19 protein-coding genes and 8 tRNA genes are annotated in these 23,987 nt (G+C 62.7%); 24 read left to right on the plus strand and 3 right to left on the minus strand.

What is annotated here, in order from left to right:
• Window positions 1–47: 47 nt before the first annotated feature.
• From ABB30_RS01465 to ABB30_RS01525, 13 genes are all read left to right on the plus strand, one after another.
• Window positions 48–123: transfer RNA gene (locus tag ABB30_RS01465), tRNA-Lys, on the plus strand.
• A 76-nt stretch (window positions 124–199) separates the two neighbouring features.
• Window positions 200–284, plus strand: a tRNA-Leu gene (locus tag ABB30_RS01470).
• 169 nt (window positions 285–453) lie between these two features.
• On the plus strand, window positions 454–1,749 hold the full coding sequence (tig, locus tag ABB30_RS01475; protein WP_057636477.1) for a trigger factor: 1,296 nt from the start codon (window positions 454–456) through the stop codon (window positions 1,747–1,749).
• A gap of 76 nt (window positions 1,750–1,825) precedes the next feature.
• Window positions 1,826–2,452, plus strand: a complete 627-nt coding sequence (clpP, locus tag ABB30_RS01480; protein ID WP_057636479.1) for an ATP-dependent Clp endopeptidase proteolytic subunit ClpP — start codon at window positions 1,826–1,828, stop codon at window positions 2,450–2,452.
• A gap of 128 nt (window positions 2,453–2,580) precedes the next feature.
• Window positions 2,581–3,867: an ATP-dependent Clp protease ATP-binding subunit ClpX gene (gene clpX / locus ABB30_RS01485; protein WP_057636480.1), complete on the plus strand. Its 1,287-nt coding sequence runs from the start codon at window positions 2,581–2,583 to the stop codon at window positions 3,865–3,867.
• 91 nt (window positions 3,868–3,958) lie between these two features.
• Window positions 3,959–6,442 carry an endopeptidase La gene (gene lon / locus ABB30_RS01490; protein ID WP_057636482.1) on the plus strand — a complete coding sequence of 828 codons (2,484 nt, stop codon included), beginning with the start codon at window positions 3,959–3,961 and terminating at the stop codon, window positions 6,440–6,442.
• 204 nt (window positions 6,443–6,646) lie between these two features.
• Window positions 6,647–6,919 (plus strand): HU family DNA-binding protein, encoded by a 273-nt coding sequence (locus ABB30_RS01495; protein ID WP_057636485.1) that lies wholly within the window; start codon window positions 6,647–6,649, stop codon window positions 6,917–6,919.
• A 12-nt stretch (window positions 6,920–6,931) separates the two neighbouring features.
• Window positions 6,932–7,006 (plus strand) — tRNA-Val (locus tag ABB30_RS01500).
• A 30-nt stretch (window positions 7,007–7,036) separates the two neighbouring features.
• Window positions 7,037–7,113: transfer RNA gene (locus ABB30_RS01505), tRNA-Asp, on the plus strand.
• Window positions 7,114–7,192: 79 nt separating this feature from the next.
• A tRNA-Asp gene (locus ABB30_RS01510) sits at window positions 7,193–7,269 on the plus strand.
• Between the two features lie 66 nt (window positions 7,270–7,335).
• Window positions 7,336–7,412 (plus strand) — tRNA-Asp (locus ABB30_RS01515).
• Between the two features lie 48 nt (window positions 7,413–7,460).
• A tRNA-Asp gene (locus tag ABB30_RS01520) sits at window positions 7,461–7,537 on the plus strand.
• Window positions 7,538–7,657: 120 nt separating this feature from the next.
• A complete protein-coding gene (locus ABB30_RS01525; protein WP_057636487.1) occupies window positions 7,658–9,619 on the plus strand; it encodes a peptidylprolyl isomerase in 1,962 nt (653 codons plus the stop codon).
• Between the two features lie 282 nt (window positions 9,620–9,901).
• On the opposite strand, the gene ABB30_RS01530 is transcribed toward ABB30_RS01525, so the two are convergent.
• Window positions 9,902–11,092: a lytic transglycosylase domain-containing protein gene (locus ABB30_RS01530; RefSeq protein WP_057636489.1), complete on the minus strand. Its 1,191-nt coding sequence runs from the start codon at window positions 11,090–11,092 to the stop codon at window positions 9,902–9,904.
• Complete coding sequence (gene gloB, locus ABB30_RS01535) at window positions 11,089–11,853, minus strand: hydroxyacylglutathione hydrolase (protein ID WP_057636490.1); 765 nt, start codon at window positions 11,851–11,853, stop codon at window positions 11,089–11,091. The genes ABB30_RS01530 and gloB overlap by 4 nt, the downstream gene beginning before the upstream one ends.
• Before the next feature lie 12 nt (window positions 11,854–11,865).
• On the opposite strand from gloB, the gene ABB30_RS01540 reads away from it, so the two are divergent.
• From ABB30_RS01540 to dnaQ, 3 genes are read left to right on the plus strand one after another with little or no spacing between them, the layout of a single operon-like run.
• On the plus strand, window positions 11,866–12,495 hold the full coding sequence (locus tag ABB30_RS01540; protein WP_152980493.1) for a hypothetical protein: 630 nt from the start codon (window positions 11,866–11,868) through the stop codon (window positions 12,493–12,495).
• Window positions 12,492–12,941: a ribonuclease HI gene (rnhA, locus tag ABB30_RS01545; RefSeq protein WP_057636494.1), complete on the plus strand. Its 450-nt coding sequence runs from the start codon at window positions 12,492–12,494 to the stop codon at window positions 12,939–12,941. Before ABB30_RS01540 ends, rnhA begins: the two co-directional genes overlap by 4 nt.
• 5 nt (window positions 12,942–12,946) lie before the next feature.
• The gene (gene dnaQ, locus ABB30_RS01550) at window positions 12,947–13,669 is read left to right on the plus strand and encodes a DNA polymerase III subunit epsilon (RefSeq protein ID WP_057636635.1); all 723 of its coding nucleotides are present in this window, start codon (window positions 12,947–12,949) and stop codon (window positions 13,667–13,669) included.
• Window positions 13,670–13,690: 21 nt separating this feature from the next.
• On the opposite strand, the gene ABB30_RS01555 is transcribed toward dnaQ, so the two are convergent.
• Window positions 13,691–14,395: a PP2C family protein-serine/threonine phosphatase gene (locus ABB30_RS01555; RefSeq protein ID WP_057636495.1), complete on the minus strand. Its 705-nt coding sequence runs from the start codon at window positions 14,393–14,395 to the stop codon at window positions 13,691–13,693.
• A 162-nt stretch (window positions 14,396–14,557) separates the two neighbouring features.
• Here ABB30_RS01555 and ABB30_RS01560 point away from each other — a divergent pair.
• The 8 genes from ABB30_RS01560 to ABB30_RS15545 all read left to right on the plus strand — a co-directional run bounded on the left by ABB30_RS01560 (window position 14,558) and on the right by ABB30_RS15545 (window position 23,799).
• Window positions 14,558–14,648: transfer RNA gene (locus tag ABB30_RS01560), tRNA-Ser, on the plus strand.
• A 125-nt stretch (window positions 14,649–14,773) separates the two neighbouring features.
• On the plus strand, window positions 14,774–15,148 hold the full coding sequence (locus tag ABB30_RS01565) for a tyrosine-type recombinase/integrase (protein WP_425477365.1): 375 nt from the start codon (window positions 14,774–14,776) through the stop codon (window positions 15,146–15,148).
• A 112-nt stretch (window positions 15,149–15,260) separates the two neighbouring features.
• Entirely contained in the window at window positions 15,261–15,866 is a 606-nt protein-coding gene (locus tag ABB30_RS15540) for a restriction endonuclease subunit S (protein WP_083489617.1), read from the plus strand.
• Between the two features lie 22 nt (window positions 15,867–15,888).
• Window positions 15,889–17,415, plus strand: coding sequence for a type I restriction-modification system subunit M (locus ABB30_RS01575; protein ID WP_057636500.1), 1,527 nt, complete (start codon window positions 15,889–15,891; stop codon window positions 17,413–17,415).
• Window positions 17,408–18,565 (plus strand): virulence RhuM family protein, encoded by a 1,158-nt coding sequence (locus ABB30_RS01580; RefSeq protein ID WP_245626393.1) that lies wholly within the window; start codon window positions 17,408–17,410, stop codon window positions 18,563–18,565. Before ABB30_RS01575 ends, ABB30_RS01580 begins: the two co-directional genes overlap by 8 nt.
• Complete coding sequence (locus ABB30_RS01585; RefSeq protein ID WP_152980494.1) at window positions 18,552–19,739, plus strand: restriction endonuclease subunit S; 1,188 nt, start codon at window positions 18,552–18,554, stop codon at window positions 19,737–19,739. The genes ABB30_RS01580 and ABB30_RS01585 overlap by 14 nt, the downstream gene beginning before the upstream one ends.
• Window positions 19,736–23,047: a type I restriction endonuclease subunit R gene (locus ABB30_RS01590; RefSeq protein WP_057636503.1), complete on the plus strand. Its 3,312-nt coding sequence runs from the start codon at window positions 19,736–19,738 to the stop codon at window positions 23,045–23,047. Before ABB30_RS01585 ends, ABB30_RS01590 begins: the two co-directional genes overlap by 4 nt.
• A 2-nt stretch (window positions 23,048–23,049) precedes the next feature.
• Window positions 23,050–23,799: a M48 family metallopeptidase gene (locus tag ABB30_RS15545; RefSeq protein ID WP_083489618.1), complete on the plus strand. Its 750-nt coding sequence runs from the start codon at window positions 23,050–23,052 to the stop codon at window positions 23,797–23,799.
• Window positions 23,800–23,987 lie beyond the last annotated feature (188 nt).

Below are 23,987 nucleotides of genomic sequence, written 5' to 3' on the forward strand. Positions count from 1 at the left end.
TCAATGTTGCTAAGCCGGTAACGCCTCTGGCGCCAACGGGAAAATCAGGGCTGTTAGCTCAGTTGGTAGAGCAGTTGACTCTTAATCAATAGGTCCAAGGTTCGAATCCTTGACAGCCCACCAAGACCAAGGCATCTGTGACAAGCAGGTGCCTTTTTCTTTATCTGCCGAGCTGCGAGAATGCAGCGGCATGCAAGTTGCGAAAGTGGCGGAATTGGTAGACGCCCTGGATTTAGGTTCCAGTGTCGCAAGACGTGGGGGTTCGAGTCCCCCCTTTCGCACCATCTCACGGCCTGCTGCAGCCTCTGTCCATGCGGCTGCATTGTCCGCTGGCGGCCAGCGCCGTTATACGCCAAACTACAGGGCTGTGAAGGGTTTTTTGATGCCCTTCGTCCATAACCGTTTCTCTTCCCTATCGAGCCGGCGGCGGAGCTGCCGGTGGCAGGAGTCAACATGCAAGCTTCGATTGAAACCACTGGCACCCTGGAGCGCCGCCTGTCCATCACCCTGCCGGAAGACCGCCTGCAGAGCCTGATTGCCGGCCGTCTGGCCGACATCGGCCGCAATGTGCGCATCAAGGGCTTCCGCCCGGGCAAGGTGCCGGCCAAGGTGGTCGAGCAGCGTTTCGGTGCCCAGGTTCGCGGTGAGGCAATCGAAGGCCTGCTGCGCGAGGGTTTTGATTCGGCTATCCGCAGCAATGAACTGCGTGTTGTCGGCAATCCGCGTATCGAGAAGGCTGGCGAAGGCGAGCTGGATTTCGTTGCCACCGTCGACCTGGTGCCGGAATTCGGCGAGATCGACGTGACCAAGCTGACCGTGGTCCGTGACACCGCCGAGATCACCGATGCCGACATCGAGCAGATGATCGAAAACCTGCGCCTGCAGCGCCGCAGCTTCGTGCCGGTCACCCGTGCCGCAGCCGAAGGCGACCTGGTCGCAGTGGAAACCTATTCGGTGGTGGACGGTGAGCGTCTGCCGGCCGAAGGCGCCGAGAAGGGCCAGGTCATCATCGGTGGCGGCATGATGTATGCCCCGATCGAGCAGGGCCTGGTCGGTCTGGCCAAGGGCGAGGAAAAGACCCTGGATGTGGAATTCCCGGCGGACTGGCGCGTGCCGGCCCTGGCTGGCAAGACCGCCCAGGTCACCGTGAAGGCTGCTGATGTGGCCGAGTCGGTGCTGCCGGAAGTGGATGCCGAGTTCATCAAGAGTTTCGGTGTGAAGGGTGGTGACGTCGAGCAGTTCCGCGCCGACATCCGTTCCAACCTGCAGCGCGAGCTGAAGGGTGCGCTGATGAACCGCCTGCGCCGTGAAGTCGGCGAGCAGCTGATTGCCGCCTACGCCCACATCGAGCTGCCGGCACGTCTAGTGGAGGCTGAAGCCCGCAGCATGCTGGCCCAGCAGATCGAGCAGATCCGTCGCCAGGGCGGCAACCCGGGCCAGGTCCCGGCCGATGCCCACCAGGGCTTTGCCGATGCAGCCCGCAAGCGCGTGCTGGTCGGCCTGCTGGTTGGCGAGATCGCCCGCATCAACCAGCTGCGTCTGGAGCCGGCACGCCTGAACGAAACCCTGAACCTGATTGCTTCGACCTACGAAGAGCCGGAGCAGGTGGTTGAGATGTACCGCAAGGATCCCCAACTGATGAATGGCCTGCAGGGCCGTGTGATGGAAGAGCAGGTGATCGACTGGATCGCCGAGCGCGCCCAGCACACCGAGCGCAGCCTGAGCTTCCAGGAAGCGATCCGCCAGTAACACCGGCCGGCGTAAGCTGGCTACGCCCCCGCGCCGCATGGCGCGGGGCGATTCCTTCAGATACAGGTGCCCGTGAATGGACAACCGAACCAAAGCCTTGAACCTGGTTCCGATGGTGGTCGAGCAGACCGCTCGTGGTGAGCGCTCTTACGACATCTACTCGCGTTTGCTCAAGGAGCGCCTGATTTTCCTGGTCGGTCCGATCGACGACCACATGGCCAACCTGGTGGTGGCACAGCTGCTGTTCCTGGAAGCGGAAAATCCGGAAAAGGACATCAGCATCTACATCAATTCGCCCGGTGGCGTGGTCACCGCCGGCATGGCCATCTACGACACCATGCAGTACATCCGCCCGGATGTGAGCACCATCTGTGTCGGCCAGGCCTGCTCGATGGGCGCGCTGCTGCTGGCTTCCGGCGCGGCCGGCAAGCGCTTTGCGCTGCCCAATTCGCGCGTGATGATCCACCAGCCGCTGGGCGGTTACCAGGGCCAGGCCACGGACATCGACATCCATGCCCGTGAAATCCTGACCCTGCGTTCGCGCCTGAACGAGGTGCTGGCCAAGCACACCGGCCAGAACCTGGAAACCATCGCCCGCGATACCGAGCGCGACAATTTCAAGAGTGCCTTCGAAGCCCAGGCCTACGGCTTGGTCGACCAGGTGCTCGAACGCCGCCCCGAGGAATCGATCCAGCCCGTTTGACCGTGGCAAGTGATTGAAAACAAAGCGGTAAAGGCAGGGTCGGCGCTGGACGGGAGTCCGCCCGGCCCTGTGCTATTCTCGAACACACATCCCTGCATCTTGCAGGGGAGCAACTGGATAAGCGAAGCATGACTGAAGACCGGCAAGGGCGTTCCGCAGACGGCGGCAAGATTCTCTACTGCTCGTTCTGTGGAAAGAGCCAGCACGAGGTCCGCAAGCTGATTGCTGGCCCGAGCGTGTTCATCTGTGATGAATGCGTGGCGCTGTGCAACGACATCATTCGTGAGGAACTGGAGGAAAAGGCTTCCTCGGCGCGCAGCTCGCTGCCCAAGCCGAAGGAAATCCTGGAAGTCCTGGACCAGTACGTGATCGGCCAGAACCGTGCCAAGCGCACCCTGGCAGTGGCCGTGTACAACCACTACAAGCGCATTGAAAGCCGTCAGAAGAGCGATGACGTGGAGCTGGCCAAGTCCAACATCCTGCTCGTCGGTCCGACCGGTTCGGGCAAGACCCTGCTGGCCGAAACCCTGGCGCGCATGCTCAACGTGCCCTTCACCATGGCCGATGCGACCACCCTGACCGAAGCCGGCTATGTCGGCGAGGACGTGGAAAACATCATCCAGAAGCTGTTGCAGAAGTGCGATTACGACGTGGAAAAGGCCCAGCAGGGTATTGTCTACATCGATGAAATCGACAAGATCTCGCGCAAGAGCGAAAACCCGTCCATCACCCGTGACGTGTCCGGCGAAGGCGTGCAGCAGGCCCTGCTCAAGCTGATCGAAGGCACCGTGGCCAGCGTGCCGCCGCAGGGCGGGCGCAAGCATCCGCAGCAGGAATTCCTGCAGGTGGACACCAAGAACATCCTGTTCATCTGCGGCGGTGCGTTTGCCGGCCTGGACAAGGTGATTGCGGCCCGTTCCACCGAGGCCGGCAGCATCGGTTTCGGCGCCAAGGTCAAGTCTTCCGAGCGTAAGCAGGAAGTGGGCAAGGTGCTGGCCCAGGTGGAGCCGGAAGACCTGGTCAAGTTTGGCCTGATCCCGGAATTTGTCGGCCGTCTGCCGGTGGTTGCCACCCTGGAAGAGCTGGACGAAGCAGCCCTGGTGCAGATCCTGACCGAGCCGAAGAACGCCATCACCAAGCAGTTCAAGAAGCTGTTCGAGATGGAAGGCGTGGAGCTGGAGTTCCGCCCCGATGCGCTGTCGGCCATCGCCAAGAAGGCGCTCAAGCGCAAGACCGGCGCCCGTGGCCTGCGCACCATCGTTGAATCGGTGTTGATGGACACCATGTACGAACTGCCCTCGGCCGAGAACGTGACCAAGGTGGTGGTGGATGAGTCGGTGATCGAGAGCAAGTCCGAGCCGTACCTGATCTACGCCACCCCGGCGGCGCCGGCCAAGGCGGCCTCGGGCGACTGAGTCGCCGTAGCTGCCCCTTGCAAGTGCACGTCGATGGCCCCATAACGGGGCCATCGGCGTTTTATTGCCCCACCAGCCCGAGAGAATCCCCATGGCTGCATCCCGTACCGACGTTATCCACCTGCCCGTGCTGCCCCTGCGCGATGTGGTGGTGTTCCCGCACATGGTGATCCCGCTGTTTGTCGGGCGCGACAAGTCCATGCGTGCCCTGGAGCTGGCGATGGAGGCGGACAAGCGCATCCTGCTGGTGGCCCAGACCTCGGCCGACATCGATGACCCGTCCGGCGAGCAGCTGTTCGGCGTGGGTACCCTGGCCCAGGTGCTGCAGCTGCTCAAGCTGCCTGACGGCACGGTCAAGGTGCTGGTCGAAGGCGTCTCGCGTGTGGCCGTGGACAAGGTGGTCGAAGAGCAGGGCGCGCTGCATGGCGATGGCCGCGAGCTGGCCGATGCCGCTGCCGGCGATGACAAGCAGGTGCGCGCGGTGGCGCGCTCGCTGATGTCGCTGTTCGAACAGTACGTCAAGACCAACCGCAAGCTGCCGCCGGAACTGCTGCAGACCCTGGCCGGTATCGAAGAGCCGGACCGTCTGGCCGACACCGTGGCCGCCCATCTGGGCGTGCGTCTGGCCGACAAGCAGAAGCTGCTGGAAACCCTGGCCGTTTCCGAACGGCTGGAAATGCTGGTCGGTCTGGTCGACGGCGAGCTGGACGTACAGCAGCTGGAAAAGCGCATCCGCGGCCGGGTCAAGTCGCAGATGGAAAAAAGCCAGCGCGAGTACTACCTCAACGAACAGATGAAGGCCATCCAGAAGGAACTGGGCGACCTGGATGACGCCCCGGACGAGCTGGAGGCGCTGTCGCGCAAGATCAGCGAAGCCGGCATGCCCAAGGCGGTGGAGGCCAAGGCCCGTGCCGAGCTGTCCAAGCTCAAGCAGATGTCGGCCATGTCCTCTGAAGCGGCGGTGGTGCGCAACTACCTGGATTGGCTGCTGGGCGTGCCGTGGAACAAGCGTTCCAAGGTGCGCAAGGACCTGGCCACCGCGCAGGAAACCCTGGACGCGGACCACTACGGCCTGGAGAAGGTCAAGGAACGCATCCTGGAATATCTGGCGGTGCAGTCGCGGGTCAAGCAGATGCGTGGGCCGATCCTGTGCCTGGTCGGGCCGCCGGGCGTGGGCAAGACCTCGCTGGGCCAGTCCATTGCCAAGGCCACCAACCGCAAGTTCGTGCGCATGAGCCTGGGCGGGGTGCGTGACGAGGCCGAGATCCGTGGCCACCGCCGTACCTATGTCGGTTCGATGCCGGGCCGCATCGTGCAGAACCTGAACAAGGTCGGCAGCAAGAACCCGCTGTTCGTGCTCGATGAAATCGACAAGATGAGCATGGATTTCCGTGGCGACCCGTCCTCGGCCCTGCTCGAGGTGCTGGACCCGGAACAGAACAGCGCCTTCAACGACCATTACCTGGAAGTGGATCTGGACCTGTCCGAGGTGATGTTCGTTGCCACCTCCAACTCGCTCAACATCCCCGGCCCGCTGCTGGACCGCATGGAAGTGATCCGCATCCCCGGTTACACCGAGGATGAGAAGCTGGCCATCGCCAGCCGCTACCTGCTGCCCAAGCAGCTCAAGGCCAACGGCCTGGTGGACGGCGAGCTGGCGGTCGAACAGGAAGCGCTGCGCGACATCGTGCGTTACTACACCCGCGAATCTGGCGTGCGCAACCTGGAGCGCGAGATCGCCAAGATCTGCCGCAAGGTGGTCAAGCAGATTGCCCTGGCTGGCCCGAAGGGGATCAAGCCGGTCAAGCGTGGCCGTGGCAAGAATGCCACCACGGTGCTGGTGGTGGTGGATTCGGCCAACCTGGACAGCTACCTGGGCGTGCGTCGTTTCGACTTCGGCCGCGCCGAGGAGCAGAACGAGATCGGCCTGGTCACCGGCCTGGCCTGGACCGAGGTCGGCGGCGAGCTGCTGCAGATCGAGTCCACCCTGATCCCGGGCAAGGGCGCGGTCACGCTGACCGGCCAGCTCGGCAACGTGATGAAGGAATCGGCCACGGCGGCCCTGTCGGTGGTGCGTTCGCGCGCGCCGCTGCTGGGCATCAATGCCGATTTCCTGCAGAAGCATGACCTGCACGTGCATGTACCCGATGGTGCCACCCCCAAGGACGGCCCCAGCGCCGGTATCGCCATGGTCACGGCCCTGGTGTCCACGCTGACCAAGGTGCCGGTGCGTGCCGAAGTGGCGATGACCGGTGAGATCACCCTGCGTGGCCGGGTCACGGCCATCGGTGGGTTGAAGGAGAAGCTGCTGGCGGCCCTGCGTGGTGGCATCACCACGGTCATCATCCCGGAGGAGAACCGCAAGGACCTGGCCGACATTCCGGCCAATGTCACCGATGGCCTGACCATCGTGCCGGTGAAGTGGATCGACGAAGTGCTGGATATCGCCCTGGAGCGCCCGACCCGGCCCAAGGTGCGCAAGGCCGCGGCCAAGCGGGCCACATCCAAGACTGCGCAGCGGGTCACGGTGCGCGGCAAGGGCAAGGGCAGTACCGGTTCGCGCGTAAAGCACTGAACCAACCCGCAGTAAATGCCCAAAACCCGCGTCATTCAAGGCTTTTCAAGCTTGCGTGGGGTAGGGGGCGCTGGTATAAAAGCAGCTCTTGCGGGGCCGGCCGGTCGGCTCGCCCCGCAACCAAAACCCACCAGCCTGTTGCATTCCCATCCGGACAGGCCGGTATCCAATTTCCGCGGCAAACCGCACAGGGAGCTTTACCAAATGAACAAGACCGAATTGATCGATGGCGTCGCCGCTGCAGCTGATCTGACCAAGGCCGAAGCCGGTCGTGCCGTCGATGCGATCATCGGCGAAATCACCAAGGCCCTGAAGAATGGCGAAGCCGTGACCCTGGTCGGCTTCGGTACCTTCCAGGTGCGTGAGCGTGCCGAGCGCACCGGCCGCAACCCGAAGACCGGCGACACCATCAAGATTGCCGCCTCGAACAATCCGTCGTTCAAGGCTGGTAAGGCCCTGAAGGATGCTGTAAACTAATCTGCTCGGCACGGGTGCTTAGCTCAGCGGTAGAGCGTCTCCTTTACACGGAGAGGGTCGGGGGTTCGATCCCCTCAGCACCCACCAAGGCTAGGCCTTGATGCTGATTTGAAATGTGGAGCGGTAGTTCAGCTGGTTAGAATGCTGGCCTGTCACGCCGGAGGTCGCGGGTTCGAGTCCCGTCCGCTCCGCCAGTTTCAAGAAAGCCCCTGCTGCGGCGGGGGCTTTCATTTCCCTCAAGCCAAAAGCTTGCGGGGCCGGGTTTTCAAGTACGGAGCGGTAGTTCAGCTGGTTAGAATGCTGGCCTGTCACGCCGGAGGTCGCGGGTTCGAGTCCCGTCCGCTCCGCCACTTGAATAAAACCCTTCCAATTTGAGATTTGTTCTGTATACTGGGCAAATACCAAGTTTCAAGCGCGGAGCGGTAGTTCAGCTGGTTAGAATGCTGGCCTGTCACGCCGGAGGTCGCGGGTTCGAGTCCCGTCCGCTCCGCCAGTTGTATCCCGTCAGGCTTTCGGGCCTGCTCGGCAAAAGAATCGATGTGGAGCGGTAGTTCAGCTGGTTAGAATGCTGGCCTGTCACGCCGGAGGTCGCGGGTTCGAGTCCCGTCCGCTCCGCCATTGTTCTCAAACCCCCGCCTGGTGCGGGGGTTTGTTTTTTCTGTCTTGTGCATTGTCAATCGTGAGTGAGGGCCCGAAGCGGGTTACACTGCCCGGCTCGACATCAGGCCTTTGGTCCCAATGCTGCAGAAACTTCGCGACAAGAGTTCAGGCTGGATCGCTACCACGATCATTGTCCTGCTGATGGTTCCCTTCCTGTTCGTCATCGATTCCAGTTATCTGGGCGGTGTGGGTGCGAACAATGTGGCCCGTGTACAGGCTCCGCCGAGCTGGTGGAAGAGCGCTCCGTCGTTCTGGCCGGTCTCGATGCTGTGGCGCAGTGCCGAAATCACTTCCGACGACTTCCGTACCCGCTTTGAACAAGTGCGCATGAGCGCACGTGAGCAGCAGGGTGATGCGTTCGATCCGCGCCAGTTCGAGTCGCTGGAAAACAAGCGTCTGGTGCTGGAGCAGCTGATTGACGAGCAGGTCGTGCGCCTGGCCGCCGACGAGGCCGGCATCGTCATCGGCGATGCGGCCGTGGCCCAGTACATCCAGCAGATCCCGGCATTCCAGCGCGACGGCAAGTTCGATGCCGACCAGTACCGCCTGGCCCTGTCCCAGGGCGGTGTGGCGCGCAGCCCGGCGGCTTTTGATGCGCTGGTGCGCGATTCGCTCAAGCAGGCCGTGATCCCGACGGCGCTGGCACGCAGCGGTTTTGTCACCGCTGGCGAGGCCGAGCGTCTGTTCAAGCTGCTTGGCCAGACCCGTGACGTACAGCTGGCCGTGGTCGATCCGGTGGCCGCCGACGTTGCCGCCGTGACCGATGCACAGATCACCCAGTGGTATGCCGACCACGGCGATGACTTCCGTCAGCCCGAGCAGGTCAGCGTGGAGTATGTGGAGTTGCTGGCCAGCCAGTTGCCGCCGCCGGTGGCTGCTGACGAGGCCGCCCTGCGTGCCCGCTACGAGGCCGAGAAGGTGCGCTTTGTTGCGCCTGAGCAGCGTCGTGCCGCGCACATCCTGATCGAAGCCGGCAGCGACAAGGCCGCCGCACGCGCCAAGGCCCAGGCCCTGGCCGAGCAGGCCCGTGCCGGTGCCGATTTTGCCCAGCTGGCACGTGAGAATTCGGCTGATCCGGGTTCCAGGGACAGTGGTGGTGAACTGGGTTGGGTCGAGCGTGGGGTCATGGTCGGTGCGTTCGAGGACGCGCTGTTTGCCATGAAGACCGGTGAGATCGCTGGCCCGGTGGAAACCGACTTCGGCTTCCATGTGCTGAAGCTGGAAGAAACCAAGGGTGGTGAGGGCAAGCCGTTCGAGGAAGTGCGTGAGCAGCTGGCTGCCGAGCAGCTGCGCGCTGACGCCGAAGGTGCCTTCAATGCCCTGAGCACCAAGCTGGTGGACGAGGTTTACCTCAACCCGACCGCGCTGGCCCCGGCCGCTGCTGCTGCCGGCGTCGAGCTGAAGACGGCTGGCCCGTACAGCCGCGATGATGCTGTCGGCATCCTGGCCCACCCGCAGTTGCTGCGTCTGGCTTTCTCCGAAGTGCTTATCGCCGATGGCACCGTGAGCGAGCCGGTGGAAATTGCCCCGGGCCACACCGTGATGCTGCGCGTCAGCGCCCATCAGGCCGAAGCGGCGCAGCCGCTGGAGCAGGTGCGCGACAAGGTGGCTGCTGCAGTGGCCGCGGACGTGGCTGACAAGGCCATGCTGGCAAAGGTCGATGCGCTGCTGGCCTCGGTGGCCGATGGCAAGACCACGCTGGCCGATGCGGCCGGCAAGGCCGGCCTGAGCGTGCAGGCCCTGGACAAGCTGCCGCGTGGCGTGCCGGTGCCCGGTACCAAGGCCAATGCCGAGATCTTCCGCGCCCAGGCGCCGGCCGAAGGCAAGCCGACCTACGGCAAGCTCAAGCTCGATGACGGCCGTCATGCCCTGTTCGCCCTGACCGCCGTCACCGCCGGTGAAGTGGCCCAGGTGCCGGAGCAGCAGCGTCAGATGCTCACCGAGCAGCTCAGCCAGATTGATGGCAACAACGCTGCCGAAGCGTTCGTGCGCGGCATGCGCGAGCATTTCAAGGTGCAGGTCAGCGAAGACCAGCTGTAAGCACCGCGCTCCAGCGTGTTGAAGACAGGCCCGGCTTTGCCGGGCCTGTTTTTTTGTGCGCGCCCGGCTGGTCAGGGGGGGCGGATCGCTTGTCTGATCGATGCGGCGGCTGCGCCACGCTGCCGGCCGATTGCCTGCTTGCCAAGGCCTGCCCGCAGCGCGGCGGATGCTGTTTGCTGGCGCGGCCGCTGCCTGGCTGGGGTTCAAGGCGGTGCCGTGGGGCGGACAAAAAAACGGCCGCAGGATGTCTGCGGCCGTTTTGCTGACAGCTGGTGCTGCTTGCTACAGGCTGTCGATATGCAGTTCCATGCCCGGCTTGAGCACGCTGCTGCTGCTCAGGCCGTTGCTGGCCAGCAGGCGCGCCAGCGGTATGCCATGGCGGCGGGCGATGGCCCACAGCGACTCGCCGGCGCGGACGGTGTGACGGCGGGCCTTGCCGGTATCGGCGGCGGTGCTTGCTGCGGCCTGCTGGCGTGCCGGGCTGCTGGCAGCGGCCACACTGTTGCCGGCAACGGCCAGCGCGGTGGGTTCGGCAATCGCGCGGTGGCGCGGTGCCAGTACCCCCAGGCTGCGCGAAGGCGAGCGGCTGCTGGCCAGCGGGTTGAGCCTGGCCATCTTGGCCGGGTCCAGGTCGCGCGCATCGGCCCATTGCTGCAGGGAGCTGCCGGCCGGCAGCTGGTAGGCGGCCAGATAAGGCACTTCGCGGTCCAGGTGGGCCATCAGGCTGCCGTTGTCGGCAGCATCCTCCAGCACACAGGTCAGGGCGTGCAGCTTTTCCACGTAGCTGTAGGTGATCGGTGACAGCCCGGCGAGCTGGTCGGGAGTGGCATTGCCGGCATTGACCCCGGCCCGGCGCATGGCCTGCAGGATGCGGTACTCGCCGGCGTTGTAACCCATCACCGCCAGCTCCCAGCGCCCGCCGAACATGCCGTGCAGGGTCTTGAGGTAGCGGATGGCGGCGGTGGTCGATTCGCTGGCCGAATAACGGCCGTCGATGCCCTGTCCCATCGGCACCTTGTGGTTGCGCGCGGTATTGGCGATGAACTGCCACAAGCCGGCAGGGCCGGCATTGCTGCGCGCATCCGGGCGATAGCCGCTCTCCACGAACGGGATCAGCGCAAATTCGGTGGGCAGGCCTTCGGCGCGCAGCTGGTCCACCACATAGCCGAACAGGGGCAGCAGGTTGTCGTCATGCTTGCCCATGCGGCTGGCCGCATGGCGGAACTGACGCTTCCAGCGCTCGGAGGTGGCGCTGGAGTCGCACTGCGGCTGGGCCAGGCCTTCACGGAACTGGGCGAAGATTTCCTGGCCGTTGCGGGTGGTCGGGGGCGGCAGGCTGTCGGCCGCGTAGGGGGGCTGGGCCAGGCTGGGCAACAAGGCCGGCAGGTTGCTGGCCTGGGCCGCAGACGGCACGCCAAGGGTGCCGGCCATGCCCATCAGCAGGGCGGCCGGCAGCAGATGCCAGCCCCTCATGCGGCGAACCCGTCTTTCCAGCCGCGCAGCGCGGCAAACACGGCGACGCGATTGCCGTGGCTCGGGGTCCTGCCGGACACGGCCCGGGCCACGCTGGCCTGGGCAGTGCGTAAAAACGGGTTGCATTCCAGCTCGCTGCCGATGGTGCTGGGCAGGCTGGGGCGATGCGATGCGCGCATTGCCTGTGCCTCCTTCAGTCGGTGCTGCAGCGCCGCGTTGTGCGGTTCCACTGCCAGTGCAAAGGCCGCGTTGGCCAGGGTGTACTCATGCCCGCAACACACCCGGGTATGGGCGGGCAGGGCTGCCAGCCGGTCCAGGCTGGCGAGCATCTGAGCCGGCGTACCTTCGAACATCCGTCCACAGCCCAGGCTGAACAAGGCATCGCCACAGAACAGATGGTCAGCTGCCAGATAGGCCAGATGGCTGCGGGTATGCCCGGCCACATCGATCACCTGCACCGCCCAGGGGCCGATCTGCAGGCATTGTCCGCCCTGCAGCGGGCGGCTGGCGGCGGGCAGGCGGGCATCGTCGGGCCCGAACACCGGCACGCCGGGCCAGTGCGCGAGCAGTTCATCCACGCCGCCGACATGATCGCCGTGGTGGTGGGTGAGCAGGATGGCCGCCGGTGCGCAGCCCTGGTCGCGGCCGAATGCCAGCACCGGCGCGGCCTGGCCGGGGTCGACAACCAGCCAGGCGCCCTGCTCATCGCGCAGGCACCAGATGTAGTTGTCGTCAAATGCGGGCAGGGGGACGGCTGGCATAGAATGGCGACCATGCCTGCCGATCCGCGCCCCCGTCAAGTTAGCGTCGCAGATTGGTTTGATACCGACGCTGCCCTGGCGCTGGCTGCGGCGCAGTCGCCACTGCTGCTGCGCTGCCTGGCCAGCCGCCCGCACCAACCCATGCTCTGGCTCGGGCCGGGTGCCGGTTGGCCGGCGCCGCGGCCGCAGATTGCGCGCCTGTTGGCCCTGCACGGGGACGGCCGGCGCTACGCCGGCGACCTGTGCGCCACGCTGCCGTTGCCACTGGCCAATGCCAGTATCGGCACCCTGGTGCTGCAGCATCCGCCGGCAGCGCATGCCGCCGCGCTGCTGGCTGATTGCCAGCGCCTGCTGCTGCCGGGCGGGGTGGTGCTGCTGGTGGTCGGGCGCCGGGTATGCACCAGCCGGGTGCTGCATCCGGGCCTGCCGCTGTGGGCGGCCCCGGCCGGTGGCTGGCGTGGTCTGCTGGCCGACAATGGCCTGCAGTTGCGCGCGGTGCATCGCTTTGACCCTGGTTTGCCGCTGTCCGGTGCCTGTGTGGTGCTGGAGGCGGAAAAACGCACACTGGCCCCGATCGGGCCACGCCCCATCCGCAGGCTCGCCGTCCAGGTGGCCTCGCGGCAACGTTTGAAGGTGACATGAAACAGATCCAGATCCATACCGACGGCTCCTGCCTGAGCAATCCCGGCCCGGGTGGCTGGGGCGCGCTGTTGCGCTACCGCCAGCACGAGCGTGAGCTTTCCGGTGGCGAGGCACAGAGCACCAACAACCGGATGGAATTGATGGCCGCCATCATGGCCCTGGAGACGCTGACCGAGCCGTGTGATGTGATCCTGCACACCGATTCGCAGTACGTGCGCCAGGGCATCACCGAGTGGATGCCCGGCTGGATCCGCAAGCAGTGGAAGACCGCTGGCGGTGATCCGGTGAAGAACCGCGACCTGTGGGAGCGGTTGCATGCGGCCACCGCGCGTCACCAGATCGACTGGCGCTGGGTCAAGGGGCACTCCGGCGACCCGGACAACGAGCGCGTGGACGTGCTGGCGCGCAGCGCCGCCGAGCGGGTGCGCGACGGGGTGCGGGCATGAGCGCGCTGCGGCAGATCCTGCTGGATACCGAAACCACCGGCCTGGACTGGCGCAAGGGCAACCGGGTGGTGGAAATCGGCTGTGTGGAGCTGATCAAGCGCCGGCCCACCGGCAACAACTTCCACGTCTACCTCAAGCCGGATGTGGATTTCGAGGAAGGCGCGGCCGAGGTGACCGGCCTGAGCCTGGAGTTCTTGGCCGACAAGCCGCTGTTCGCCGACGTGGTGGATGACTTCCTGGCCTATGTGGATGGCGCCGAGCTGATCATCCACAACGCCAGCTTCGACATGGGCTTTCTGGAAAACGAGCTGGCCCTGGCAGGCAAGGACAAGCTGGCGGCCCGGGTCACGGTTACCGACACCCTGTTGATGGCCCGCGAGAAGTACCCGGGCCAGCGCAATTCGCTGGATGCGCTGTGCAAGCGCCTGGGCGTGGACAACTCCCACCGTACCCTGCACGGCGCCTTGCTCGATGCGCAGATCCTGGCCGATGTCTACATCGGCCTGACCTCGGGCCAGGAGGAGATCGGCTTTGCCGATACCGCCAGCCAGAGCGATGCGGGTATCTCGCTGCTGGTGCAGGACCTGTCCAGCCTGCCGCCGCGCCCGTCGGTGGTGGTCAGCGACGAGGAGTCGCAGGCGCACGAGGCGCGCCTGGGCGTGCTGCGCAAGAAGGCGGGGCGGGCGATCTGGGACGGGCCGCAGCCCGAGGCCGAGCCCGCGGCTTGAGTCGTGGCCGGCCAGGCCGGCTTACAGCCCGCGCACCAGTACGGCGGTGATGTTGTCGCCACCGCCGGCATCCAGCGCGCTGGCCACCAGGATGTCCACGCATTCCTGGGCGCTGCAGTCGGCATCGCCCAGGATGGCCTTGATGCTGGTCTCGCCCACTTCCTCGGTCAGGCCGTCACTGCACAGCAGCAGCTGCATGCCCGGCCGCCACGGCCCGCTCAGGGTCGCCACGTTCAGGTGTTCGGGTGCGGTCACGCCCAGGGCCTGGGTGACCACATTGCGGTGCGGGTGCAGGCGCGCCTGTTCGGCGGTCAGCGCGCCCTTGGCGATCAGTTCATGCACATAGCTGTGGTCGCGGCTGAGCTGGGTCAGCTTGCCGTCGTGCCACAGGTAGGCGCGGCTGTCGCCAACCCAGGCCAGCTCGAAGTGGGTGCCGGTGACCCGCGCGCAGACCACCGTGGTGCCCATTGGCAGACGGTCATTGCGCTGCCGGGTCTGCGCGATGATCTGCTCGCCGGCGCGGCTGATGGCATCGGGCAGCGAACTGCCGGCCCGGACCTGGCGCACGATCACTTCGCGGGCCAGGGCGCTGGCCACTTCACCGCAAGCCGCGCCGCCCATGCCGTCGGCCACCAGCCACAGGCCCAGGCCGGCATCGCCGTAATAGGTGTCTTCATTGAGCTGGCGGCGCAGGCCGGCGTGGGTCAGGTGGCCGAATTCGATCATTGCGGGGCAGGGACAACCATGGGAAGGCAGGCTGATGATCGGCCGCAGCGGCGGCGCAGACAAGCGCTGCGGGGCAATTGGACAAGGATGTGAAAAAGACTTGCGCGCCCGCTTTTGCCGCCGTATGATACGCACCCCGGCCAAGCGGTCGGGGACCATCCAGGAGAGGTGGCAGAGTGGTTGAATGTACCTGACTCGAAATCAGGCATACGTTAATAGCGTATCGGGGGTTCGAATCCCCCCCTCTCCGCCAGATAATTGAACTAAGCCCTTGAATTTCAAGGGCTTTTTTCATTTTCGGCTTGGCTGGTATGCCATCTGGTATGCCACGGAAGATTGGCTGCTGCTGGACCATTCTGGACATCGTGGCGCCTGCAAGTGGCGCGCATCGGCTTTGCTGGTCGGGCTGCAGGCAGGGGCTGCTATGTGTTCCCGTCGATACGGAGTGGCCGTGATCCGATGAGCGAGAACACGGTGAACGCCGCGCTTCGGCGCCTTGGCTATGGCACGGACGATATGACCGGTCATGGCTTCCGAAGTATGGCTTCCACCCTGCTGCATGAGATGGGCTGGACCTCTGATGCCATCGAGCGGCAGTTGGCACACTCCGAGAGGAATCCCATCAAAGCGGCATACAACCGTGCAGAGTACCTGCCAGAGCGTCGGAAGATGATGCAGGCATGGGCTGATTACCTGGACCGCTTGCGTGAAAAACAGCCCAGAGCTACCCAGCTCTGCGCTAAGCGCGCCTGACCCCCTCCTGCCGCTACTCACTTGAGTAGCGGCAGGAGGGGGGGGGGATCGCATCAATCGAGTTGATGCAAAATGCTTGCATTGGCGTTGATGCCGTGCGAGAGTTTGCATCATGAACATTGATGCAGAAAATTTCATGGTTGGAGAGTTGGTCTCCATTCAAGCGGGCTACCCCTTTCGCGGCTCCATTGAGGAGTCGGCCGATGGTGAAGCTCTGGCGGTACAGATGAGGGATGTTGACCTTGACCATGGAGTCAAATGGTCTGACGTCACGCGCACCTCGCTTGCAGGCCGCAAACACCCTGACTGGCTCAAGGCTGGGGACATACTGTTCGTCGCTAAAGGTGCTCGGTTCTATGCCGTATGCATTGATGAGCCGCCGAGCCCTGCTGTGTGCAGCCCTCACTTCTTTCTGCTCCGAGTGGCCTCCCAAGGTCTATTGCTGCCTGCTTTCCTGGCGTGGCAAATAAACCAACCGCCATTTCAGCGTCAGCTTCAGCAAGCCGCTGAAGGCAGCAGCCAGCTGAGTATCCGCCGCCCCGTACTGGAATCGCTCACGCTGAGCGTGCCGTCGCTGGTGGATCAGCAACGCATCGTTGCCCTGGCTGACCTTACCCGTCAGGAGCGCCACGTGCTCAATCAGCTCATTCACAACCGCGAGCAGCAACTTCAAGCGCTCGCAGAGAGTCTTGTGCATGCCGCACAGGCCAGTCACTGAACAACGCAGGAGCTCAAACATCATGAACAGCACAACCACTGAAATCGCCTCCGTCAGCCAGGACGACATCAACGCCGCTGTCTGGGCCGCCTGCGACACCTTCCGCGGCACCGTGGACCCGAGCATCTACAAGGACTTCGTCCTGACCATGCTGTTCCTGAAGTACGTGTCGGATGTCTGGCAAGACCACTACGACGCCTACAAGAAGCAGTACGGTGACCACCCCGAGTTGATCGAGGAAATGCTCAAGAACGAGCGTTTCGTGCTGCCCGCCAGCGCCAGCTTCTATGCTCTGCACACCTTGCGGCACAGCCCTGGCAACGGTGAGCGCATCGACAAGGCCCTGCACGCCATCGAAGAAGCCAACATCACCAAGCTGCGCGATGTGTTCCAGGACATCAGCTTCAACTCCAACAAGCTGGGCGATGAGCAGCAGAAGAACGACATCCTGCGCCACCTGCTGGAAGACTTTGCCAAGCCCGAGCTGGATCTGCGCCCCAGCCGTGTCGGCCAGCTCGATGTGATCGGTAACGCCTACGAATTCCTCATCAAGAACTTTGCCTCCACCAGCGGCAAAAAGGCGGGCGAGTTCTACACCCCGCCCGAAGTCTCCGCACTGATGGCGCGCCTGATGGCGCCGCAAGAAGGCGATGAAATCTGTGATCCCACCTGCGGTTCCGGGTCGCTGCTGATGAAGTGCGGTCGCCTGATCCGTGAGAACACCGGTTCAGGCAAGTACGCGCTCTATGGGCAGGAAGCCATCGGCAGCACCTGGGCGCTGGCCAAGATGAACATGTTCCTGCATGGCGAGGACAACCACCGTATCGAGTGGGGCGACACCATCCGCAACCCCAAGCTGCTCGACGGTGCCGCCAGTCTCAAGCACTTCGACATCGTGGTGGCCAACCCCCCGTTCAGCCTGGAAAAGTGGGGCTTCGAGGGGGCCGATGCCGACAAGTTCAGCCGCTTCCGGCGGGGTGTGCCGCCGCGTACCAAGGGAGACTACGCCTTCATCCTGCACATGATCGAGACCATGAAGCCCGGCACCGGCCGCATGGCGGTTGTCGTGCCGCATGGCGTGCTGTTCCGTGGCGCTGCCGAGGGGCGTATTCGCCAGAAGTTGATCGAAGAGAACCTGCTCGACGTGGTGATTGGCCTGCCGGAAAAACTGTTCTATGGCACCGGCATCCCCGCCGCGGTGCTGGTGTTCCGCAAGAACAAGGCCGACGACAAGGTGTTGTTCATCGACGCCAGCCGCGACTTCGAGGCCGGCAAGAACCAGAACCTGCTGCGCGAAGCTGACCTGCAGCGCATCCTGGATACCGCCGCCACACGGCAAAGCGTGGACAAGTACGCCTACCTCGCCTCGCCAGCCGAAATTGCCGAGAACGACTTCAACCTCAACATCCCGCGCTATGTGGACACCTTTGAGGAAGAAGCCGAGATCGACCTGATGGCCGTGCGCAAGGAGCGCGAGCAGCTCAAAGCCGAGCTGGCCAGCCTGGAAGCCCAGATGGCCGTCTACCTGAAGGAGCTGGGCTATGAGTAAAACACCAAAACCCAGCAAGCCGACCAAGGCGATGGCTGCACCGGTGGAGTTGACGGCATCGGCCAACGTCGAAAGCCAAGGCGAATTTGTTCTCTACACCACAGACGACGGCCTCACCCGCGTGGAAATGCGGGCCGAGGGCGACTCGCTATGGCTCAGCCAGGCCGAAATCGCCACGCTGTTCCAGACCACGCCGCAAAACGTCACCCAGCATGTGAAAGCCATCTATGCTGAGGGGGAGGCAGACCCAGAGGCAACTTGTAAGTCCAGCTTACAAGTTCGCCAGGAGGGTGGGCGGCTCGTCCGCCGCAATGTGCGCTTCTATAGCTTGGAGGTCATCTTGGCCGTCGGCTACCGGGCGCGCTCGGCACGCGGCACTCAGTTCCGCCAATGGGCCACGGCCAACTTGAGCGAATACCTCCTCAAGGGCTTCGTGCTCGACGACGTGCGCCTGAAGAACCCGCCTGTGGGTGACTCTGTACTACCAGACCGCTTCGGCGAGTTGTTGGAGCGCATCCGCGACATCCGCGCCAGCGAGCGTCGCATGTACCTGAGGGTGCGCGAAATCTTCGCCCTGGCGGCTGATTACGCACCCACGCTGCCCGAGACCACCGCCTTTTTCCGCATCATCCAGAACAAGCTGCACTACGCCGTATCGGGCCAGACCGCCGCCGAGATCATCCGCACCCGCGCCGACCACACCCAGCCCAACATGGGCCTGACCACCACCCGCAAGGGCCAGGTGCAGAAGGCCGACGTGGGAGTGGCCAAGAACTACCTGACCGAGCAGGAGATCACCGAGCTGAACCGCATCGTCACCATGTGGCTGGATTTTGCCGAAGACCAGGCGACACGCCGCAAGGAAGTCTTCCTGAAGGACTGGACCGAGAAGCTCGACGCCTTCCTCAGCTTCAACGACCGTCAGGTGCTGGTGGGCGCCGGCAAGGTGTCGCATAAGCAGGCCGTGGCACATGCACAGAGCGAGTACGAACAGTTTGCGGCGCAGCGGAGGGCTGCATTGGAGACAGCAGGCGAGGACTATGCGGTGCGCATGCTTGGTTCAGTATCTGCCGACGCAGATACCTTGAACGAGCTGGGACAGATCGCAAAGCGGCTGACAAAGAAGAAGGGAGGTCATGATGTTGCCTGATGGATGGAGGACCACAACTGTCGGCCAGAGCTGCTCGATCAGAAACAAGTTGCGCTTCCCTTTGAGTGCAGAAAATCGAGCTGGTATGCAGGGCCAATACCCTTACTTCGGTCCTACTGGACAACTGGACTCGATTGACCACTATCGGATCGACGAACCGTTCGCTCTTATCGGTGAGGACGGTGACCACTTCCTGAAGTTCCGAGATCGCCCGATGACGATCTACTTTGAAGGCAAGGCCAACGTCAACAACCATGCACACATCATCGGCGACTCTGAGGAGTGCCTGGCCAAGTGGCTCTATTACTGCTTTATGCATCGCGACCTCACGCCCATGCTTTCGAGGCAGGGGGTCGGACGCTACAAGCTAACGAAGGCTGGCTTAGAAAAGCTTGAGTTTCCACTGCCGCCCAAACCAGAACAGGCTGCAATCGTGCGAGCTCTGTCCACATGGGATCAAGCTATCGCTACATCTGAGGGTCTGTTGGTAAATGCTCAACTGCAGATGGATGGCTTGCTTCAGCAACTGCTCATAAAGCCCACGGTGCGGGGCGATTGGAATACACGCCCGATTAGCGAGATTTCTGAAAGGATTCAACGACGGGCGAATGAAGATCAAGAATTGCCTATTCTGATGATCTCGTCGGGCAGCGGCTTCGTGCGCCAGGACGAAAAGTACAGCCGCTTCATGGCGGGCAAGAGCGTTGAAAACTACATCGCGCTGGATCAAGGTGAGTTCGCGTACAACAAGGGCAACTCCAAGTCATACGAGTTTGGCTGCGTCTTTTCATTGAACACATACGAGCGGGGATTGGTGCCCAATGTCTATGTCTGCTTCAAGCTGTCGCCCGAACTGAACGCAGTTTTCTACGAGCACCTGTTTCGAGCCGATTTCCTGCATGACCAGCTCGGCGCTCTGGTCAACACGGGGGTGCGTAACAACGGGCTGCTGAACATCAAGCCGGTGGACTTCCTGGCCTGTCAGGTGCCGGTACCACCTTTGGATGTGCAGAACCGAATCGCTGAGGTGCTTACGACCGCTGCGAAACGGGTCGCATTGCAGGAGCGTGATTTAGAACTGCTCAAGCAAGAAAAAACTGCCCTCATGTCCCAGCTCCTGACCGGCAAACGCCGCGTCAAGCTGCTGGATACCGAGGCAGAGGTGCAGGCATGAACAGTACGCCCAACTCTCGCGAGCAGTACAGCGCCCACCTGCCCGCGCTGCACCTGCTGTGCAACCTGGGCTGGAGCTTTCTGACCACGGCGCAGGCGCTGGCGATGCGTGGCAGCACTCGCGAGGTGCTGCTCAAGCCCAGGCTGATCGAGGTGCTGCAAACCCGGCGCTACGAATACAAGGGCCAGTGGTACCCGTTGTCGCCCAGCGGCATCGACCAGATCGTGCGGGAGTTGTCGGCGCTCAGTCTGGCTGAAGGGCTGATGCCCGCCAATGAGCGGCTGTATGGCAAGCTGGCGCTGGGCATCACGGTGACGGAGTTCATGCCCGATGGCAAAAAGCACCAGCCCACCATCGCGGTGATCGACTGGGCCGACGCCCTGGCCAACCGCTGGGATGTGACCGAAGAGCTGGAAGTGCTGGCTGCGCAGGGCACGCACCACCGAACGCCCGATGTGGTGGCGTATGTGAACGGCATCCCGCTGGCCGTCATCGAGGCCAAGCGGCCCGAGTCGGGCGGCGGCAGCCACCCTGCCAAGGCGATGGTGAAGGAGGGGATCAGCCAGCACCTGCGCAACCAGCGGCCAGACGAGATTCCCAACCTGTTTGCCTACGCCCAGCTGCTTCTGTCCATCAGCCAGACTGAGGGGCGCTACGGCACCACGCACACGGCGGCCAAGTTCTGGGCCAAGTGGCGGGAAGAGGAGTTTGACGAGGCCCACATGCAGGCGCTCAAGAACAAGGCCCTCAAGCCGGATGTGCGTGCGGAGCTGTTCGACGGCAAACCTGCCGCGCTGGCGGCGTACTTCGACACGCTGTGGAGCGCCCCCATGCAGGCCACCGAGCAGGATCGCTTGCTGGTGAGCCTGCTGACCCCGGCTCGGTTGCTTGAATTCCTGCGCGGCTATGTCCTGTTCGACCGCAAGGTGGGCAAGATCGTGGCCCGCTACCAGCAGTTCTTTGGCATCCGTGCGCTGCTGGCACGCATCAGCCAGAAGAAGCCCGAATCACAAGGCGGTGGCCGCGAGGGTGGCGTGGTGTGGCACACCACGGGGTCGGGCAAAAGCTTCACTATGGTGTTCCTGACCAAGGCGCTACTGCTGGTGGATGCCTTGAAGGAATGCCGCATAGTGGTGGTGACCGACCGCATTGACCTGGAAACCCAGCTTGCCCGTAACTTCATGACCGGTGGCGCCTTTGGCTCCAGTATCGCCACGCAAAAAGAGGGTGAAAAAAGCCGCAGTCTTTCTGGGCGCGACTTGGCTAAGCGTATTGGTACTGGCACGGAGCGCATCACCTTCACGCTGGTACACAAGTTCAATTCGGCATCCAAACTGCCGGAGTGCCGCAACGACTCGGCCGACATGATTGTGCTGGTGGACGAAGGCCACCGCAGCCATGGCGGTGAAACGCATGAGCGCATGAAGAAGGCGCTGCCCAAGGCGGCCTACATCGCCTTCACCGGCACCCCATTGCTCAAGGACGAAAAGACGGCCAACAAGTTCGGCCCCATCGTGCATGCCTACACCATGCAGCGCGCGGTGGAGGACGAAACCGTGGCCCCGCTGCTGTACGAAGAGCGTGTACCCGAGTTGGACATCAACGAAGAGGCGGTGAACCGCTGGTTCGAGAAGATCACCAGCAACCTCAGCGATGCCCAGCGCACCGACCTGAAAAAGAAGTTCGCCAAGAAGGGCGCCATCTACGGTGCAGCCAACCGCATTGAGTTGATTGCCTGGGACATCGCCACCCACTTCAACGAGAACATCAAAAAGCTGGGTCTTGGCCTGAAGGGACAGGTTGCCACCGACAGCAAGCTCGACGCCATTCGCTACAAGAAGGCGCTGGACGACACCGGCTTGGTGACCAGTGCGGTGGTGATCTCGGCCCCGGACACGCGTGAAGGCAATTCCGATGTGGACGAGGACACGCTGCCCGAGGTGCAAAAGTGGTGGAAGCAAGCCATGGCCACCTGCGGCAACGATGCCGAGACCTATGAGAAGCAGGTGGTCAGTGACTTTGGTACGGACGGTGCCCCTGACTTGCTGATCGTTGTAGACAAGCTGCTGACGGGCTTTGATGAGCCCCGAAACACGGTGCTGTACATCGACAAGCCCCTGAAAGGACACAATCTGATTCAGGCCGTGGCACGCGTCAACCGCCTGCATGACGCCAAGCGTTACGGCGTATTGGTGGACTATCGAGGGATCTTGAAGGAACTCGACACTGCCATCCGCTCCTACCAGGACTTGGAAGCTCGCACGCAAGGCGGCTTTGACATCAGCGACCTGGAGGGCCTGTGCCGACAGTTCAACACGGAGTACAAGCGCCTGCCTGCTTTGCACGATGCACTGTGGTCGTTCTTCAAGTCGGTAACCAACAAGCTCGACAGCGAGCAGTACCGGCAGGTACTGGCACCGAAATTTGTGAAGGGTAGCGATGGCGAGGAGTATGACGAGCGGCAGAAGCTGCGAGACGACTTCTACGAGGCACTGACAGCATTTGGCCTGTGCTTGCAGACAGCGCTTTCATCCCGCAGCTTCTTCGAGGACAAGAGCTTTTCTGAAGCGCAGATCGCCCGGTACAAGGCTGATCTCCGCTTCTTCACCGAGCTGCGCCAGACCGCTCGTCGTGATGCGATGGAGACGGTGGATTACAGCGTCTTTGAAGAGCAAATCCGAAAGCTGGTGGACAAACAGGTCATCGGAACGGAAGTGCGAGATCCTGATGGCGTCTATCTGGTGCACCAATTGGGGCAGGCGGAAGACCCGAAGGACTGGTCGGAAGAGAAAACGCGCAACGAGACGGACATGATCCGTACCCGGCTGCGCAAAACCATCGAGCAGGAGCTGGCGGCCGACCCCTATGCACAGAAAGTGTTTGGCGAGCTGCTGCGTCAGGCCATCGCTGAAGCGGAGGCCATGTTCGACCATCCATTGAAGCAGTACGCCCTGTTCAAGTCCTTTGAAGAAAAGCTGGACGCCCGTTCCGCCCCGGATCTGCCGGATGCTTTGGCAGACAAGCCAAATGCCAAGGCCTACTTTGGCGCAATGCGTCTCGTGCTGGGGGACGAGACCTTTGCAGGGTTGAATGGGGATTTGAAGGACAAGCTGGTGCAACAAGCGATTGCCATGGACACCGTGGTGCGCGACGCAGTGGCAGAGAACTCACTTAACCCACAGAACATTGAGGCTGCCATTCGCAAGGGTCTGTTGCCCCTGTTGTTTGGCACGCTGGGCTTGGACAACGCCAAGTTGGTGGTCGAGCAAGTGATCCAGATCACGCGTATCGGTTTGATCAGGTCTTGAGCATGCCGATGTGTGAACAGCTATCCCAGCACCGCATCGCTTATGGCGATGAAGTCATTGCGTTTCATCTGCGCCGTCAGCCATCACGGTCAGTGACGCGTGTCGCCATTCATGTGGAGCCGGACGCACGCGTGCTGGTGGATGCCTCCGATACGGCACCATTGGCAGAGGTTTTGGCTGCGGTGAAAAAACGTGCGCGTTGGATCAGTCAGCATGTCAGTGCTGCCAAGGTGCGATTGGCCCATGTGCTGCCTAGAGAGTACGTGAGTGGTGAATCATTGCACTACTTGGGCCGGCGTTATCGCCTGAAGGTTGTTATCGACGCAGGATCAAAGGCCCAAGCTAGGATGCGGGGTGCTTTCATCGTCGTGACGACACCAGAGCAAGCGCCAGCCAAGATCAAAAAAGCGTTGGATGTCTGGTATCGCCAGCGAGCGCGGGAGGTGTTTGCTGACCGGCTTGCGGTAGTTTCAGCTCCCCTCCGGTGGATCAAGCAGCTTCCATCAACACGCCTGCAGTTCATGACTGTGCAATGGGGAAGTTGCTCACCCTTGGGCCGCATCACACTGAACCCGTTGCTGGTGAAGGCCCCACGTGAGTGCATCGACTACGTGCTGCTTCACGAGTTGTGTCACCTTCTTCACCACAATCACAGTCCAAAGTTCTATCGGACACTTGATCGACACATGCCTAACTGGAGAGCTGTCAAGGAGAAGCTCGACAATATGGCTGAGGAAGTATTTCGAATCTAGTGTGATGGTGGCCGGGGTTTCAGTTATTCAAAATAATTTCAAACACATATTACCCAGTTGATGCCGGTGGTTGCTGGCTTCGCGTGTCGATGCTCCGCAATGAAGCATCTTCCTTGGGTATGGCTGTATGAAAGAAAGATCCGATTGTCTGTACTGTGTTTTGGTTGTCGCAGCCTCCATCATCGCTG

This window comes from Stenotrophomonas ginsengisoli (assembly GCF_001431485.1).
GTDB lineage: Bacteria > Pseudomonadota > Gammaproteobacteria > Xanthomonadales > Xanthomonadaceae > Stenotrophomonas > Stenotrophomonas ginsengisoli.